The organism is Kribbella sp. NPDC050820 (genome assembly GCF_040653975.1).
Taxonomy (GTDB): Bacteria; Actinomycetota; Actinomycetes; order Propionibacteriales; family Kribbellaceae; genus Kribbella.
Genome location: NZ_JBFAHB010000004.1, coordinates 145657 through 161447, shown reverse-complemented (window position 1 = coordinate 161447; position 15791 = coordinate 145657). Strand labels below are relative to the sequence as shown.

The 15791-nt window shown below is 67.8% G+C and carries 14 protein-coding genes; 5 read left to right on the top strand and 9 right to left on the bottom strand.

Annotation, left to right across the window (positions count from 1 at the left end; translation table 11 throughout):
• Positions 1-148: 148 nt before the first annotated feature.
• The 8 genes from AB0H36_RS06135 to AB0H36_RS06100 form a co-directional block, all read right to left on the bottom strand.
• Positions 149-640, bottom strand: coding sequence for an SRPBCC family protein (locus AB0H36_RS06135; protein WP_360517330.1), 492 nt, complete (start codon positions 638-640; stop codon positions 149-151).
• A 46-nt stretch (positions 641-686) separates the two neighbouring features.
• The gene (locus AB0H36_RS06130) at positions 687-1310 is read right to left on the bottom strand and encodes a hypothetical protein (RefSeq protein ID WP_360517327.1); all 624 of its coding nucleotides are present in this window, start codon (positions 1308-1310) and stop codon (positions 687-689) included.
• Positions 1311-1632: 322 nt separating this feature from the next.
• Positions 1633-3156, bottom strand: a complete 1524-nt coding sequence (locus tag AB0H36_RS06125) for an ATP-binding cassette domain-containing protein (RefSeq protein WP_360517324.1) — start codon at positions 3154-3156, stop codon at positions 1633-1635.
• The gene (locus AB0H36_RS06120) at positions 3153-4841 is read right to left on the bottom strand and encodes an ATP-binding cassette domain-containing protein (protein WP_360517321.1); all 1689 of its coding nucleotides are present in this window, start codon (positions 4839-4841) and stop codon (positions 3153-3155) included. The genes AB0H36_RS06125 and AB0H36_RS06120 overlap by 4 nt, the downstream gene beginning before the upstream one ends.
• Positions 4831-5064 carry a hypothetical protein gene (locus AB0H36_RS06115; RefSeq protein ID WP_360517318.1) on the bottom strand — a complete coding sequence of 78 codons (234 nt, stop codon included), beginning with the start codon at positions 5062-5064 and terminating at the stop codon, positions 4831-4833. Before AB0H36_RS06115 ends, AB0H36_RS06120 begins: the two co-directional genes overlap by 11 nt.
• Positions 5061-6071, bottom strand: coding sequence for a cytochrome d ubiquinol oxidase subunit II (locus AB0H36_RS06110; protein WP_360517315.1), 1011 nt, complete (start codon positions 6069-6071; stop codon positions 5061-5063). Before AB0H36_RS06110 ends, AB0H36_RS06115 begins: the two co-directional genes overlap by 4 nt.
• The gene (locus AB0H36_RS06105; RefSeq protein WP_360517312.1) at positions 6071-7447 is read right to left on the bottom strand and encodes a cytochrome ubiquinol oxidase subunit I; all 1377 of its coding nucleotides are present in this window, start codon (positions 7445-7447) and stop codon (positions 6071-6073) included. Before AB0H36_RS06105 ends, AB0H36_RS06110 begins: the two co-directional genes overlap by 1 nt.
• 13 nt (positions 7448-7460) lie before the next feature.
• On the bottom strand, positions 7461-8930 hold the full coding sequence (locus AB0H36_RS06100; RefSeq protein ID WP_360517309.1) for an MFS transporter: 1470 nt from the start codon (positions 8928-8930) through the stop codon (positions 7461-7463).
• A 91-nt stretch (positions 8931-9021) separates the two neighbouring features.
• Here AB0H36_RS06100 and AB0H36_RS06095 point away from each other — a divergent pair, with 91 nt between their 5' ends.
• The 5 genes from AB0H36_RS06095 (at position 9022) to AB0H36_RS06075 (ending at position 14264) form a co-directional block, all read left to right on the top strand.
• On the top strand, positions 9022-9537 hold the full coding sequence (locus tag AB0H36_RS06095; protein WP_360517306.1) for a MarR family transcriptional regulator: 516 nt from the start codon (positions 9022-9024) through the stop codon (positions 9535-9537).
• 71 nt (positions 9538-9608) lie between these two features.
• A complete protein-coding gene (locus tag AB0H36_RS06090; RefSeq protein ID WP_360517303.1) occupies positions 9609-10325 on the top strand; it encodes a GntR family transcriptional regulator in 717 nt (238 codons plus the stop codon).
• Positions 10326-10451: 126 nt separating this feature from the next.
• Complete coding sequence (locus tag AB0H36_RS06085; RefSeq protein WP_360517300.1) at positions 10452-11909, top strand: MFS transporter; 1458 nt, start codon at positions 10452-10454, stop codon at positions 11907-11909.
• The gene (locus AB0H36_RS06080; protein ID WP_360517297.1) at positions 11906-13327 is read left to right on the top strand and encodes a four-carbon acid sugar kinase family protein; all 1422 of its coding nucleotides are present in this window, start codon (positions 11906-11908) and stop codon (positions 13325-13327) included. The genes AB0H36_RS06085 and AB0H36_RS06080 overlap by 4 nt, the downstream gene beginning before the upstream one ends.
• Positions 13328-13388: 61 nt before the next feature.
• On the top strand, positions 13389-14264 hold the full coding sequence (locus AB0H36_RS06075; protein WP_360517294.1) for an NAD(P)-dependent oxidoreductase: 876 nt from the start codon (positions 13389-13391) through the stop codon (positions 14262-14264).
• A 43-nt stretch (positions 14265-14307) separates the two neighbouring features.
• Here the strand turns inward: AB0H36_RS06075 and AB0H36_RS06070 are convergent, their stop codons facing one another.
• Positions 14308-15732: an amidohydrolase family protein gene (locus tag AB0H36_RS06070; RefSeq protein WP_360517291.1), complete on the bottom strand. Its 1425-nt coding sequence runs from the start codon at positions 15730-15732 to the stop codon at positions 14308-14310.
• Positions 15733-15791 lie beyond the last annotated feature (59 nt).

The window sequence follows — 15791 nt, the reverse complement described above, 5'->3', positions numbered from 1 at the left end:
TTGCACCCACCAACGCGCGAGCGGTGCCTGAGTCAAGGCACAGCGCAGCCGATGCGATCAATCGTCAGTACGCCGGTCTACAAAGCTGCGATCAGTGAAGGCACGATCTACACGACACGCCGTCAGACGCCTGACCGGTCAGGGCGGATCAGTTCGTGGCTTCGCGGACGTCCGTTCCGTGCTCGGCGAACGCCTTGAAGTCCTGCATGTGCTGTAGCGACTGCTTGCGGAAGGCGCCGGGCATCACAAGTCCCACCAGCTTCATCAGAAAACCGCTGAACCGGTATTCGTTCTCGCTCTCCCACAGCGTCGTTTCCGGGCCGGCTTCGGTCAGCCGCTCGCGCGCGGCGCTCCACATGCCCTCGCCGACGATCTCGCGGTCGAAGTGAACGACGCTCGCTGTCTGGATCTCGCGCAGGTCTGCCGACTCCCGGCGTGTAATGGTCTCGGTGCCCTCGAACCTCCGCCGGTCCATCTGCATCACGACCCGCGACCTGGTGCCCAGCTGCCCGTCCTCCCCACTCAGCGGCTCGTGCAGCACCAGACCCCGCAGCCACTTCGGCCGCTGTGCCGGGTCCTCGAGCAGCCGGACCACCTTCTCCCGCGGCAGGGCGATCTCGATGGAGACCGTGTACTTCATGGGCCGCATCATTCCGTTCTTCCAGGCGTGGGACAACGTGCCGGGTCTAGCGAGGAACGATGCCGCTGCGCCCCTGCCACGAGCCGTGCTCCGACAGCGGCCGGAACCGCAGGGTCGCGAACTCATGGTGGAAGTCCCTGCGCCGGCGTTCGGCCATCGCGGCAGCATGACGCTCGGGCTCCGGAACACTGCTATGGCCGTGCACCATCTCCTCCATCTGCCGCACGCTCCGCCAAACAGAGAAGGTAGAAATCGTCCGCGGCGGGCGCATCGCGGCCAGCGCCAACGTGGTCCCCGGATGGTCACGAACCAGCCGCTCCACCGGCTTGCCCCACTTCAGGAACCTCGGCACCTCCAGCAGGCGCATCCGAGCCAACGTGACCGCCACGACAGGTTCGGCAGGATCCCACTCCCCCGCCCTCGCCGGCAGGTCGGGCAGCGCCGCAAGCCGCGACCAACGACGCAGGAACTGCATACGCACATGCCAGCCCGCAGCCAACTCCCTGCCCAACCGGTGATCCGCCAGGAACGTCTCGACCGCCGCCTCGTCCTCCCACCGCGCGAACATCGCCATCCGACGCAACTGCATCCGGGCCGGCGAGACAGTCGGTGCACCGAGGCGCATCAGCGCCAGGCACTCGGCATACCGCAACCCAGGCGTGGAAGACACAGCCGGCGCCCTCCACAACGCCCCCGCCGTCGTCGCCGGACGGAGCTCCGCAAGATGGAACGTGAAGATCGTCATCGTTCGGCAACTGTCCCACGAGTGAGGGCCCGTGGTGCCGCGTAAGAACTCAGGCCGACAACTTGCCCAAGCTATCGGTCGATGACCTACCGGCAGGTTCGCGCGTCGTACGACGCTGTACGCCCGTCCTTCAGTGGCGTTCCACAACCGAGGAGGTTTGTGGCCCATTGCGTGAGTACGGAGCGGTGGCGGTCGGGTCGGTCGGCATCCCACATGATCGCCGCCAACCGCCGGCGGGCTCCGCTGCTCATTCGAGCGACAGTGCGGTCCAGTGAGGGCCGAGAGGGTGCGTGTCTGGTTGTGGCTGGTGCATCGCCAGCAGCAGGATCGCGTGCGGCCGCCGGCGGCGTGCGGCGTGCAGGATCTGCCTGGCGGTGTCCGCGTCCAGGCCGGTCGTCGGCTCGTCGATGAGGAGGACGTCGGGCTCGGTGGCCAGCGCGCGGGCAAGGTGGAGTCGTCGCTGTTCGCCGCCGGAGAGGTTGCGCCCGCCGACGCCGATGGTGGTTTGCGGTTCCAGTCCGGCGCGGTTCAGGTCCATAGCGATCAGCAGGTCGGTGACTTCGGCGTGGTTCACGGCGGGGTTGGCCAGGCGGAAGTTGTCGGCAATCGTGCCGGTGAACAGATAGTCGTCGGCCAGTACGGCGGTGACGACGGCGGGACCGGGTTGTCGCCGCAGCGCTGTAGCGATGGCGGCGATGAGAGTGGTCTTTCCGCTGCCGGACGGGCCGGTGATGACGAGGGTCTGGCCGGTGGCGACGGTGAATGCGATCTCGCGTTCATCCCGTGTGGGTGTCTCCGGCAGTTGGTATCCGGAGACTGCGAGGCTGCGACCGTCGTACGTCGCCCGGAAGGTCGTGGCGACCTCCGGCCGGCAGGTTTCGTCCTCTCCGGCTGCCGCGAGGTGGGCCTTGGCCTGGCGGAGTTGGATCCACGCGCTTGTGGCGGCGACCAGACGCTCGGCGTTGGCCATGACACCGGCGGCGAGCAGACCGACGAAGACCAACGTCGCGATCGTGGCGCCGGACCGCGCGGTGAGCAGCACTGTGAGCAGCAGCGCGGCAGCCGTCACTGCGCGGGCGCCGCCCAGAGCATGCGCGGTTGTCGCAGCGTCGCGGTTTCGCCCACCCTCGAAGGCCTCCAGGCGTTGCAGAGTGCGGTGCGCCAACTGGTCTGTAGCGCCCAGCGACGCCATCTCGGGCCATGCCTCGACCGCGGTCACCAGTTCAGTCCTCAGCAGGCCACGGGTGCGGGCCGTGTCATCCGTCCGGCACGCAGAAGCCACTGCGAGGACGGCGCAGGCGATCACGGCTGAAGCCAGCGTCAGCGCCGCGAGTGGATAGCCGGCGAGGACGACTGCAACGCAGCCCCCCGCCGTCATGGCCGCGGTAACGACCACAGGCGTGGTGGCCTGGATGACCGCCATGCCGGTGGTGTCCGCGTCGGCCATGACCCGATCCAGCGACCGGCCGGACCAACCGGTGCCTTCGGAACCGGCGGCTTGGTCGTACACGGCGAGCCTGGCAGCGCTGATCCGTCGTAGTGCCGCGGCGTGTAAGACAACCCGATTGGCATAGCCGGTCGCGATCCTGCCGAGCGCGAAGGCGCGCACCCCACCGCTGGGCGCGAGGTAGGAGAACGCACTGTAGGCACTGGCTCCGGCCACAGCTGAAGCTGCAATGAACCATCCGGAGAGTCCGAGAAGCCCGACGGAACAGGCCTCCGCGAGAACGGCCAGCAGCAGGCCGAACGAGGCGAGTGCCTTTGCTTTCATACCTGCATCGCCTCGCGGACGGTATGGATCGTCCCGTCCGTCAGACCGAACAGGAGGTCGGCGGATCGGGCGAGAGCCGCGGAGTGCGTGGCCACGATGACGGTGCGGCCCCGGGTGGCGTTGCGTAGGGCAACAATGATCTGGGCCTCGGTGTCCGCGTCGAGATGCGCGGTCGGCTCATCCAGGACCCACAGACCCGCGTCGCCGAGGAACGCGCGGGCGATCGCGATGCGGCGCGCCTCGCCGGTCGACAGACCCCAGCCGCCCTCCCCCAGCCGCGTGTCCAGGCCTTGCGGAAGCCGTCTGAGAACCTCGGCCAACCCGGCCGCGGCGGCCGCCTTCTCGATCTCCGCCCGGCCGGCGTCCGGTCGTCCGATCCGGATGTTGTCGCCGATCGATCCCGGGAGCAGTACCGTCTGCTGACCGATCCAGGCACAGCCGCCGAGCCACGGCGCCGACCCACCGGTCGGAGTCAGCCACTGAACGGTCCCGTGACTCGGAGTGCGTACGCCGGCAATCAGCGACAGCAATGTGGTCTTGCCTGCGCCCGACGGTCCGGCCACGACCGTCCATGATCCCGCCTGAACGGTCAGGTTCACACCATTCAGCGTTGGCTCGTCGGATGCAGGGAACCGAAGAGAGGCGTTGTTCACGACAACAGTTACGGGTTCGACCGCGGGCGGTACACGTTCGGCATTCGAAGGAGGCTCGACCAGCAAACCGCTGATCGCCGGTACCGCCGACAGTGCCCGTTCCCGGCTGTGGAACGCCGCAGCCATGGTCCGCAGCGGCTGGAAGTACATCGGGCAGATCAGCAGAGCGAGCAGGCCACGGAACAGAGTCATGCCGGGCGCAGCGCCGATCCGCACGTAGCCCAGCAGGGCGAGACCGATGTACGTCGCGTTCGCCGCGATCGAGAAGGTGATGACGACGTCCATCACCGCTCCGGACAGCGATGCCCGCCGGATGACCGCGATGGTGGTGGCGTTCAGGTCATCGGACGCACGGGCCAGCTCGGAGTGGCGTCGTTCCAGCGCCCCGATGTTCCGCAGCGTCGGCAGACCTCGGAAGCTGTCGAGGACGACGGCGGCGAGCCTGGTGCCGGCCGCCGCCCGGGCGTCGGCGCCCTCCTTTGCGAACAGGCCCGCAAGCCGCATGTTCAGCGGGATGAGCAAGCTCGCCAGCAGCAGGATCACTGCGGCCGGCCACTGCAGCATCGCGGTGATACCAAGAATCAGCGCCATCGACACCGGAGCGGACCGTCGCTGGGGAAGGCTCCGCGCATGGAAGTCGGCGATGTCGTCGGCCAACTCCACCGTTGCGAGCGCGGCCGTCGAGGGGTCGGGCTCCGCATGCCGCTGCCCGGCCGGTAGCAGCCCGGCCACCAGGCCCCGCCGAATGGCGTGGGCGATGCGCCGGCGGCCGACTGCCTGGAACCGCGCCGAACTCCAGACAGCTCCAGCCGCCAGGAGACCACCGCCGAAGAGGATGCACAATCCCAGCCGGCTCGGCCGATCGCCGGCAAGAACCTCGCCGGCGATCAATGCCAGACCAGCCCACTGGACGATGGTGAACGCCGTCTCCAGTGCCTGGCAGCCGGCGGCACTCAGCAGCCACCGGCGGCCCGGCTTCGCGGCTGCAGCAAGCCACCGCGCAGTTGCCGTTCCGGCCTGGTCAGTCGTCATCGTGCATCCGATGTTCGTCGACAATCCAGGCGATCCCGCCGGCGAGGGCGATGAGGAGCATGCCCACCGTGCTCAGCAGATGGCCGTGATCCTTGGGATAGCCGGAGAACATCCCCTGGCAGACGCAATAGAGGAACAAGGCGACAACGACAACGACGACCGTCAGCATCGTCCGTGTGAGCAATCGGCGCGCTGTGCGTCCGCCCTGGGTTCGAGCGCTCATCGAGCGTCTCCTGTCGTTCCGTTCGAGAGATGGTTGGCCGGGGCCTTGCCTCGGAAGGCGTGGTGAGCGAACCAGTTGTAGAAGAGGATCAGTGGCACGTTGAGTCCGATCCCGACCGCGAGAAACGCCAGCGTGCCGGGCGGTGCTGCTGTGCTGGTGAGGGTCAGGTCCGGTGCAGCGAGCACCGGATAGCGAGCCACCACCAGGGCAACGACGAGTGCCACGACGGCGGTGACCAGGCCCGCGAGCGGGAGGCCGTCGTACGGCGAAGTCGGCCGCGAGGTCATCACGCCCGTCACCGCGCCGACCGCGGCGAACAGGAGGAGCCCGGTGAAGGCGATGACCCGCGCAGGACCGTGCATGCTGAGCGGTGTGGCGGTCGCACCCACAGCTATGAGGCATCCGACAACCAGCAGCACCGCCAGGACTGCGCTGACCACGCCGCGGTGGCCCGCCCGGGCACGGAGTTCACCGGTCGCCTTCCACTTCGTGTAGGCGTACCCGAGCGCCAGATAGCCACAGGTGACCGTTACGGCGGACAGCGCCGAGAACCAACTGATCGCGCCTGACGAAGAACCGGAGAATGCCCCGTCCACCACGGTCACGTGCGCTGTCAGGGTCGCAACGGCGATGCCCTGAGCAAGCGCCGCGATCAGCGAGGCGACGCCGAACGCCCTTTCCCAGCGAGGCGCGGGATGAGCCTGTGAGGCCAGCTCCACACTGACGCCGCGAACGATCAGCGCGAACAGCATGACGATGACCGGCAGATAGGCGTGCGGGAGGATCGTGCCGAACGCGGCCGGGAAGCCGGCCCACAGGCTCACGCCGAGCAGGACCAGCCACGTCTCGTTGCCGTCCCAGGCCTGGGCGACCTGTTCGAGCATCTCGTGCCGATAACTCGCGTCCGGTTCGATCAAGGTGGCGATGCCGATACCCAGGTCGTAGCCGTCCAGTACGACGTACATCAGCAGACACAGGAGAATGAGCAGGAACCAGACCGTGGCCATCAGTTCGCCCTCCCGCCGGCCAGACTCGCCGTCGGTACCGAGTCGAGGGTCGGGTGTCGCTCGTCGGGAGCGACCTGGTCGGGGCCGATCCGCACCGTGTGCACGATGTAGGCGAGGTACGCGACCAGCATCACGACGTACAGCAACGAGAAACCCACCACGGAGAACACGAGCTCGCTGGGCGCCAGGTGCGAGACCGCGTCCGCGGTGCGCAGCTGACCGAACACGACCCACGGCTGACGACCCGTCTCAGCCGTGGCCCAGCCGCCCAGAACGGCGAGGATGCCCACCGGTGTCGTCCAGAGCAGGAACCGGTGGAAGCGTCTCGAGGTCCACAGTTTTCGGCGGAGGCGCAGGACAGTCGCGTAGAAGACGGTGCCGAACATCAGCAGCGCAGCCAGGAACATGACCCGGAATCCCCAGAAGACCGCGGCCATGTCGGGCCGATCAGCCTTCGGCGTCAGCTCGAGTCCGGGGATCGCCGTCCGACAGGTCAGGTCGCGGTTGATCGCGCTGCCCAGGCAAGGGATGCTCAGCTCCGCGAGGTTGCGCTCGGCCTGCTGGTCCGGGATCGCGAACAGGACGAAGCCGGTGTTGCCTTCTGTCCAGTTGCCCTCCAGGGCTTCCAGCTTGGACAACTGGTGCGGCAACACCGCGCCGGCGGTGTGGTCACCGACGAAGATCTGCACCGGTACCAGCATCGCCGCGACACCCAGGGCGATCGACACGGACCGGCGCGCGAAGGCCAACGCCCGTCCCTTGACCAGGTAGTACGCGCCGATGCCGGCCACGAAGAATGCGGCGGAGATCAGTACGGCAAGCACCATGTGCGGCCACCGCCAGAGGAACGACGGGTTGAAGATCGTGTCGACCCAGTCGGTCGGTTCGAACCGCCCGTTCCGGACGACGAACCCGGCCGGCGTCTGCATCCAGGAGTTGGCGGCGATGATCCAGGTCGAGGACAGGACCGTGCCGAGAGCAACCATCACCGTCGAGACGAACATCGTCGCGTGCCGGACCCGGCCGTCGCCGTACAGCAGAACGCCGATGAACCCGGCCTCCACGAAGAATGCCGTCACGACTTCCATCCCGATGATCGGCCCGATGATCGGACCGGTTTTGGCCGCGTAGACGCCCCAGTTCAGCCCCATCTCGAAGGTGATGACGATGCCGGCCACGACACCGATCGCGAAGCCGACCGCGAAGACCCGCCGCCAGAACCGGAACATCTGCAGATAGACCGCCTTGCGGGACTTCCAGTACATCCCGTAGAGCACGCTCAGCAGGATCGACAGCCCCACCGTGATGGCCGGGAACGACATGTGGAACATCACGGTGATGACGAACTGCCACCGCGACAGATCGAGCAGGCTCATGTCGGCTCCCCGGTCAGGCGTCGAGGACGGGCGCGGCCGCGGCCGCCTTGGTGAACCGGGGCAACGCGGCGGCACCGACGGCGAGCAGGGCGATGATGACCATCTGCACGGCTTCGACGGTGGCGAAGGCGTGCGGGGTGCTGTGCTCCGCACGGGCGAGGTAGAGCGTGCCGAGGGTGGCCACACCGAGCGCAAGGCCGCTTTGCTGGAGCGTGATCAGTACGCCGCTGCCGACCCCGCCGAGATGCGTCGGGACGTCGGCCATCACGCTGCGGAAGAGCCCGGCGAACAGCATCGACCCCCCGGCTCCGGACAGCGCGAGCGGGACGGCCATGTCCCAGAGGTGGACGTGCGGCCAGCGGTCGACGACAACGACGACCAGCGACGCCAAACCGGCGAACTGGATGATCGCTCCGGCCGACAGCGCCGCCCGTCCGAAGCGGCCGATCAACCGCGGCGCGAACAGTGAACCGGCGAAGAACATCAACGCCATCGGCAGAATCGCCAGGCCGCCGTGGAGCGCGTCGGCGTGCAGACCGTCCTGGACGGTCAAGGCGAAGACGAACATGAACGCACCGAAGCCGATGCTGAAGGCGAACACCATCACCAGGCCCCGCGACATCGACGGCAGCTTGAGCAATGACGGCGGCAGCAGCGGAATCTGCCCACGGCGCTCTGCGCGCCGCTCCACCACGATGGTGATGGCGCCCATCGCGACCGCGAGGGCGATCATCGCCCAGGTCCACCACGGCCAACCCAGCGAATGGCCTTCGGTAAGAGGGACCAGTACGGCGGTGAGTGTGGCGGCGAACAGGACGGTGCCGGGCAGGTCGACGCCTACCGGGTGATCCGAACGAGTGTTGGGCACGATGCGGGCTGCGACGATCAGCACCACCAGGCCGATCGGCACGTTGACCAGGAAGATCGGCCGCCACGATGCCCCGGCGATGTCCGCGCTGACCAGCAGTCCGCCGACCAGCTGACCGACCACGGCCGCGATACCGGACGTGGCGCCGTACAGGGCAAGGGCTCTTGCCTTGCGTTCGTGTTCGAGGGTGTGGTGGAAGGTGGCGAGCACCTGCGGGACCAGTAGCGCAGCGGTCGCGCCCTGCACGATGCGGGCGGCGATCAGTACGCCGACAGTCGGCGCGAAGCCACACACCGCCGAGGCCACGATGAAGCCGACGAGGGCGCCGAGGAAGACGCGGTGGCGGCCGAAGCGGTCGCCGATGCGGCCGCCGAGGACGAGCAGTGCGGCGTACGCGACGCCGTACCCGGCGATCACCAGCTCCAGCTCGGACGCCGACGCGTGCAGTGATGCGTCGATGCTCGGCAGCGCGACGTTGGTGATGAAGAAATCCATGATCGGCAGGAACGCGCCCGCCAGCAGGAAGAACACACCGGCCGGGTGCAACCCACCGGACAGCGCAACCGCACGCGGCGAGGGATGCCCAGCCTGCCGTGCGGGGAGAGTGACGGCCATTGCTTCTCCAACTAATTATGAGACGATAACTATTCGAACAGAATTAGTATGCGCTCATAACTATGGACAGGCAATCATCTATGCTGGCGATGTGACGAAGGACCCATCGCCGCGCCGCAGCCCTCGGCCGGCCCGCAGATCAGCCGCCGAGAAGCGCTGGGCCGACCTCGCCGACCTGGCGCTGGTGATCAGCCGGGAGATCCAGTACCGCGGCTACGCCGACGCCGAGGCTGTCGGCCTGACCCAGTCCGAAGGCATGGTGATGCGCTACCTGCTCCAGGACGAAGCAGCAGCCGCCCCCAGTCAGATCGCCGCCGCCACCGGACTCCAGCGCACCAACCTGTCCACGACGCTGCGCGGCCTGGAACACAAGGGCATGATCCAGCGGCAGGCCAGCCCGGCCGACGGCCGCGGCGTCACCGTCAGCCCAACCGAACACGGCCGCACCAACTCTTCCCTGGTGAGGCACGAGTGGGCGACCGCCGTCAGCCTCGCCGCCGGCGGCGACGACACGCACCTGGACGCCGCCCTCACGCTGCTCACGGCCATCAGGGACGGTCTGGTCAAGACCCGCCCCCAGTCCCCCTCCCAGCACCCACCGGCGTAGCAACCTCGTCGGGAGTCGACGGCGGGTTAGGCTACTGATCGTTGGTAGACACTTCGCGGAAGGGGGCAGCCGTGTCCTTGCCGGTGAGCCCGCTGGACGAGAGTGACCGGCTCGTCCTCAGCGACCGGGTCTACGAGGCGCTCATCGACCTGCTGATCAGCGGCCGGGTCGAGCCGGGACAGGCGCTGCGGATCGAGCATCTGGCCACCTTGCTGAACGTGTCCCCCACGCCGGTCCGTGAGGCGTTGGCCAGGATCGAGACGACCGGCCTGGTGACCCGCGTCGCGCAGAAGGGCTATCGGGTGGCCCCGCTACTGGCCGAAGCCCAGATGTCGGAGCTCGTCGACGCCAGGGAACTACTGGAACTCGGGGCGATGGAGTTGATCTCCGGCGACCTGGACAGCTTGGTTCGCCAACTCGAGGCCGCACAGGAGAAGCATGCGGCAGCGGCTCAGCGCCTCGCCGAGCTGCCGGCCGGCGATCCGTCGGTCATGGCTCGGCAGCGGGAGTACTTCGAGGCCGACTGGTCCTTCCACCTGGCGATCCTGCACCGGTCCAGCAACCGGTACGTCGTCCAAATGGCCGAAGGACTGGGCGGACACCTGCACCGGCGACGCCAAGGTGTCGTGGTCGGTGTGAACGACTCGCAGTTCGCGGTCCGTGAGCACGCGGCGATCCTGGCCGCCTTCCAGCAGGGCGACCTGCCGGGCGCCGTCGAGGCCATGCGCGTCCACATGAACCAGATCCGCCGGCGGTCCCTGAAGGACCTGGCCGCCCAACCCCGCTGATCCCGTGTGACTCAGGTCACACAAAACTCCCTCTGGACCTCGAAATCTATTTTATATAGATTTTCGCACCACCTGCTGAGCCCGCTGAGTCCGACGCCCAGGGCTCCGACGAATCGAGGTCCGACCATGCCATCCCCACGTCCTGGCACCGCCACCCTCGCCGGCAGCGCCGCGGAGGCGACGCTGGGCTCGATCATGCGCAAGGTGCAGTGGCGCCTGGTGCCGGTCCTGCTGCTGATGTACACCCTGGCCTTCCTGGACCGGGTGAACATCGGTTTCGCCAAGACCGAGTACATGGCCGACACCGGGCTCACCGAGGCGGCGTACGCCCTCGGGGCCGGCATCTTCTTCGTCGCCTACGCCTTCTTCGAGGTGCCGTCGAACCTGCTGCTGCACCGGGTCGGCGCCAAGTTCTGGCTGGCCCGGATCATGGTGACCTGGGGCGTCATCTCCGCGCTGATGGCGTTCGCGCACAACGAGTGGATCTTCTACGGCGTCCGCGTGCTGCTGGGGATCGCAGAGGCAGGCCTCTTCCCGGGCGTCATCCTGTACATCACCTACTGGGCGGTGGCGGAGTACCGCTCGCGGTTCACCGGGCTGTTCATGATGGGCATCCCACTGGCGTACGTACTCGGTGGACCGGTGTCCGGTGCCTTCCTCGATATGCACGGCATCCTCGGTCTGGCCGGCTGGCAGTGGATGTTCGGACTCGAAGGTCTGCTCACTGTGGTCTTCGGGTTCTGGGTGTACTTCTACCTGGATTCCAAGCCGGACGACGCGAAGTGGCTGAACGCCGACGAGAAGAAGGTCCTCAACGCGGCCATCGCACTGGACAACGAGGAGCGCGCGGCCGCCGGTCGCGGCCACCACGAGCCCTGGTACAAGCCGTTGACCAATCCCCGTCTGGTGTACATCGCGCTCTGCTCGTTCTCCGTCCAGATCTGCATGTACGGCTTCACCTTCTACCTGCCGAGCCAGGTCCAGGCGCTGACCGGCCAGAAGGTCGGCTTCCTGGTCGGCGTCATCACCGCCATCCCCTGGCTGGTCGCGCTGGTGATCACCCGCTACACCACCCTGTTCTCCGACAAGACCGGTCAGCGCCGGTGGACGGCCGTCTTCGCCTACTCGCTGGCTGTGATCGGCCTCACCGGATCGGTGCTGTTCAAGGCCGAACCAGTCGTCGCGATCGCCTTCCTCTGCCTCGTCGCCGGATCCCTGGTCTCGGTCCAGCCGATCATGTGGACCTTCCCCGCCTCGATCCTGACCGGCGCCGCCGCGGCCGCCGGCATCGGCCTGATCAACTCTCTGGGCAACCTCGGCGGCTTCTTCGCGCCGAACATCCGGGCCGCCGTCCTGAACGCCTACGGCTTCGTCACACCGCCGAAGACCGGCACCCTCGACGCCGCCCAACTCGCCGTCAACGCTCACGCCCAGGACATGGCGACGTACACCATCGCCGGGGTGGGCGTGATCGGCATGGTCCTGTTCGCCTGCATCACCTTCGTGGGCTACCAGGGCAAGATCGAGCCGGTCGGCCGCAAACTGAAGGTCAGCCCCACCCGGACCGAGAAGGCCATGGCATGACCGCCTCCGCCACCCTGCAGGCCGGCGCCGCGGCCCGGATCCGCGAGCACAACCGGCGGACCGGCCGGCGACTGGCCGTCCTGGACGACGACCCGACCGGATCCCAGGCCGTGCACGGCGTCTCCGTCGTGACGGTGCTCGAACGATCCGAGTACGCCGCCGGGCTGGCAGCACCCGCGGACACCTGCTTCGTTCTCACCAACACCCGGGCGCTCGACGAAGCTCAGGCCGTCGAGCTGAACCGCGCCGTGGCGTACGACCTCTACACCCTGGCCGCCGACACCGGGGCGACCGTCGAGGTGGTCTCCCGCAGCGACAGCACACTGCGCGGCCACGTACACGCCGAGATCGAGGCCATCGCCGCCGAGCACCTGGCTGTCATCGGCCGCCCAGTGGACGGCGTGCTGTTCTGCCCGGCCATGATCGAGGCAGGCCGCTTCACCGTCGACGACGTCCATTTCGCTGTCGTCGACGGCGTACCGACACCGGTCGGGGACACCGAGTTCGCCAGAGACAAGACCTTCGGGTACACCTCGTCGAACCTGCGGGACTTCATCGCCGAACGGTCCGGCGGAACGATCGCGGCGGCGGACGTCCGAAGTCTGTCCCTCGACGACATCCGGATCGGCGGCCCGGAGCGGGTCGCCGAGATCCTCACCGAGGTGTCCGGGCTCGGCTGGGTCGTCGTCAACTGCACGTCGTACGCCGATCTCGAAGTGGTCGCGCTCGGACTGCAACTGGCGCGGGACGCCGGCAAGACCTTCCTGACCCGGTCCGGGCCCTCGTTCGTCAGGGCGCTGGCCGGAATCGAGGCGAAGGACGTACTCGGCCCGGCCGACCTTGCCATCGACGCCTCGCGCACCCGGCACGGTCTCATCGCGGTCGGCAGCCACGTCGGGCTGACCACCCGGCAGGTGCACGAGGCTCGGGGACGTGGCGGTCTCGTCGAGGTCGAGCTGCAGGTTCCTGCCTTGCTCGACCCGTCGAACGCCGCGACCCACATCGAGGAGACCGCGGCGCGGATCGTCGCCGCCCTCCCTGGTTCGGATGTGCTGGTCTGCACCAGCCGCGATCTGGTGGCCGTGGACAACGACCCGGAAGCGAGTCTGGACATCGCCCGCACGGTGTCGACGGCGCTCGTCACCGTGGTCGAGAAGGCCCGCGCGGCCCGCCCCGCCTGGGTCGTCGCCAAGGGCGGCATCACCTCCCACGACCTCGCCGCTCGTGGTCTGGGGATCCGGCGAGCCACTGTCGCCGGGCAGTTCTTGCCGGGCCAGATCTCGCTGTTCACCCCGGCCGAGGCCCCGCCCGATGTCATCGGCTGCGCCTTCGTCGTCTTCCCTGGCAACGTCGGGGCAGTCGACGCCTTGGCCTTGGTCCTCGACCGGCTGCGGGCCGCCACCGAAGGAGACCGGTAATTCTTGCCCATCTACGACCTGCTGAGGATCCAGCATCCCTTCCCCGCAAGGAGCAAATGACATGACCACCGTCGGATGGATCGGCCTCGGTGCCATGGGTGGCCCGATGGCCCAATGCGTGGCCGCGGCCGGCCACGCCGTCACGGCGTACGACGTCTCCCTCGAGCGCGCCCGGTCACTGGCCGGCCCAGGCCTGACCGCCGTCGACTCGATCCAGGCCGCGGCGGCAAACGCGGAAATCCTCGTCCTGATGGTGGCGACGCCGGACCAGGTCGCAGCGGTTCTGTTCGGCGACGGCGGCGCGGCCAGTCAGCTCAAGGCCGGAGCAGTCGTTGTCATCATGGCGACCGTCGGACCAGGCCCGGTCGAGGGCTGGGCCCAGCGTCTCGGCGAGCTCGGCGTGGGCCTCGTCGATGCACCGGTTTCGGGCGGTGTGGCCCGGGCAGCCACAGGTGACTTGCTCGTGATGGTGTCGGGCTCCGACGAGGACCTGGCCCGGTGCCGGCCGATCATCGACGCGATGGCCTCGACCGCGCCGACGGTCGGCCCGAAGCCGGGCGACGGCCAGAAGGTCAAGGTGGTCAACCAACTGCTCTGCGGCGTGCACATCGCTGCGGCCGGCGAGGCACTGGCCCTCGCCGACTCGATGGGCCTCGACGTCGCATCGACCTGGGCCGTGCTGAAAACCGGAGCCGCCGGCTCCTTCATGTTCAGTGACCGCGGTGGCCGGATGGTCGCCGGCGCCTTCGACGACGTACGCAGCGCCCTCGACATCTTCGTCAAGGACATGGGCATCGTCACCGCCACCGCGAAATCGGTCGAGCAACCCACCCCGCTTGCCGCCACAGCCGAACAGCTCTACCTCACCGGGCGCCGCAAGGGACTCGGCCGCAAGGACGACTCCGTGGTCTACGACGTACTCCGCGGTCGTGCGTGACACCGGTAGCCGGGGCAGCCCTGCGCGGCGAGAACCATCGCCATCAGGCGAACATGGCCCACTTGTCGACCTGCGGCTTCTTGAGAGTGGACAGATCGGTCTCGGCAAAGATATGAGCGCGGCTCCGTTCGGCGGCGTCGACGACGGCGTTCACATCCGGGAACGCGAGAGCTCCCCCGGACTTCATCACCTCGCCGTTGATGATGACTGTGTCCACGTTGCCCGGATGAGCCGACGTGACGACGTTGGCGATCGGGTTGTTGAGAAGTGTGAGGTTGAACGGGTCGGACTTCAGCAGCACGATGTCGGCGCGCTTCCCCGGCTCGAGCGATCCGATCTTGTCGCCGAGACCGCAGGCCGCAGCGCTCGACTGCGTCGCCGAGCGGAAGACATCCTCCGAGGTGATCTCCCAGCTCCAGACTGCTTCACCCGACCGGTACGCCGCGTCGGAGATGCCCCCACGCGTCGCGGCGAGAAGGCTGCGCATAGCACCGAACATGTCGCCGCTGACCGCCACCAAGCTGTCGGTCGACAGGGCGGGCTCGAGATCGTGATGCCGCATCCGAATGGTGGCCGGAAGCCCATGGCCACAGAGCATCTCGTGGTCCGGAGAGATGGATACATGCGTCCCGCTCTCGGCGATCAGAGCGAAGTCGGAGTCGGTCAGGTTGTTGCAGTGGACAAGCGTCAGGTGTGGGCCGAGCTGCCCGATTCTCCGGATGTCCTCGATCGGGACAAGTCCGTCGTCGCCCCAGCGGGCACCGGTCCAGCAGCCACCCCCGAGCCCACCGTCCATCGCGACGTGCAGATCCAGTTCCCGCGCGAGCTCGAAGTCGTAGCGCAGCACTTCCGGAGTGACCAGGAACGGTGGTCGCACCTTCATCCCCAGCGTCACCCGGGCGTCATCGTCGCGCAGGACATCGTCTCGCAGCCGCCGGACATCGTCGGGGTGCTTGCGGCTGCTGTTGTGGTACCAGGCGTCGACCTCGAGGTCGTTCGGCTCTCCATGGCAGAACAGGACCCGCAGTCCGCTGTCCACGTGAGCCTGGATCGCTGCGTCGGCATGCTCAGGTGAGTTCATGATGTGGGCGAGGTCGGAGATCGCGGTCACACCGCCGTTGATGGCCTCCAGATCGGAGAGCAGGATCGCGGCGTAGACGTCCTCCGGGCGGTAGCGCGCCGCGAGCCGCCCTCTGGCCAGCGAGCGATACTCCACTACGGTCTGATCGGTGCTGACACACCGCATCAGCGCCTGCCACGGGTGCCGGTGCGAGTCGACCATGCCCGGCATCACCACCATCGAGCCGGCGTCGATGACGACCTCGTCCGCCACGGGCTGCAGGTTGGGACCGACCTCGGTGATCCAGCCGTCGGAGCTGAAGCGGACATCCAGGTGGTCAACCGTCGCCGATCCTGCGCCGGCCGACATCACCAGACCTCCGCGGATTGTCGTCACCTGGTTCGCCATCAGCACTCCTGCTCTCGACCGGACGGACTTGATGTAGAGTTCTGTCCCGATACATGGGA

Excerpts from the sequence above, each read along its gene's own strand:
- AB0H36_RS06080 (WP_360517297.1), top strand. The coding sequence starts at position 11,906 with ATGACCGCCTCCGCCACCCTGCAGGCCGGCGCCGCGGCCCGGATCCGC.
- AB0H36_RS06070 (WP_360517291.1), bottom strand. The coding sequence starts at position 15,732 with ATGGCGAACCAGGTGACGACAATCCGCGGAGGTCTGGTGATGTCGGCC.
- AB0H36_RS06115 (WP_360517318.1), bottom strand. The coding sequence starts at position 5,064 with ATGAGCGCTCGAACCCAGGGCGGACGCACAGCGCGCCGATTGCTCACA.
- AB0H36_RS06105 (WP_360517312.1), bottom strand. The coding sequence starts at position 7,447 with ATGAGCCTGCTCGATCTGTCGCGGTGGCAGTTCGTCATCACCGTGATG.
- AB0H36_RS06085 (WP_360517300.1), top strand. The coding sequence starts at position 10,452 with ATGCCATCCCCACGTCCTGGCACCGCCACCCTCGCCGGCAGCGCCGCG.
- AB0H36_RS06100 (WP_360517309.1), bottom strand. The coding sequence starts at position 8,930 with ATGGCCGTCACTCTCCCCGCACGGCAGGCTGGGCATCCCTCGCCGCGT.
- AB0H36_RS06135 (WP_360517330.1), bottom strand. The coding sequence starts at position 640 with ATGAAGTACACGGTCTCCATCGAGATCGCCCTGCCGCGGGAGAAGGTG.
- AB0H36_RS06120 (WP_360517321.1), bottom strand. The coding sequence starts at position 4,841 with ATGACGACTGACCAGGCCGGAACGGCAACTGCGCGGTGGCTTGCTGCA.
- AB0H36_RS06125 (WP_360517324.1), bottom strand. The coding sequence starts at position 3,156 with ATGAAAGCAAAGGCACTCGCCTCGTTCGGCCTGCTGCTGGCCGTTCTC.
- AB0H36_RS06075 (WP_360517294.1), top strand. The coding sequence starts at position 13,389 with ATGACCACCGTCGGATGGATCGGCCTCGGTGCCATGGGTGGCCCGATG.
- AB0H36_RS06110 (WP_360517315.1), bottom strand. The coding sequence starts at position 6,071 with ATGGCCACGGTCTGGTTCCTGCTCATTCTCCTGTGTCTGCTGATGTAC.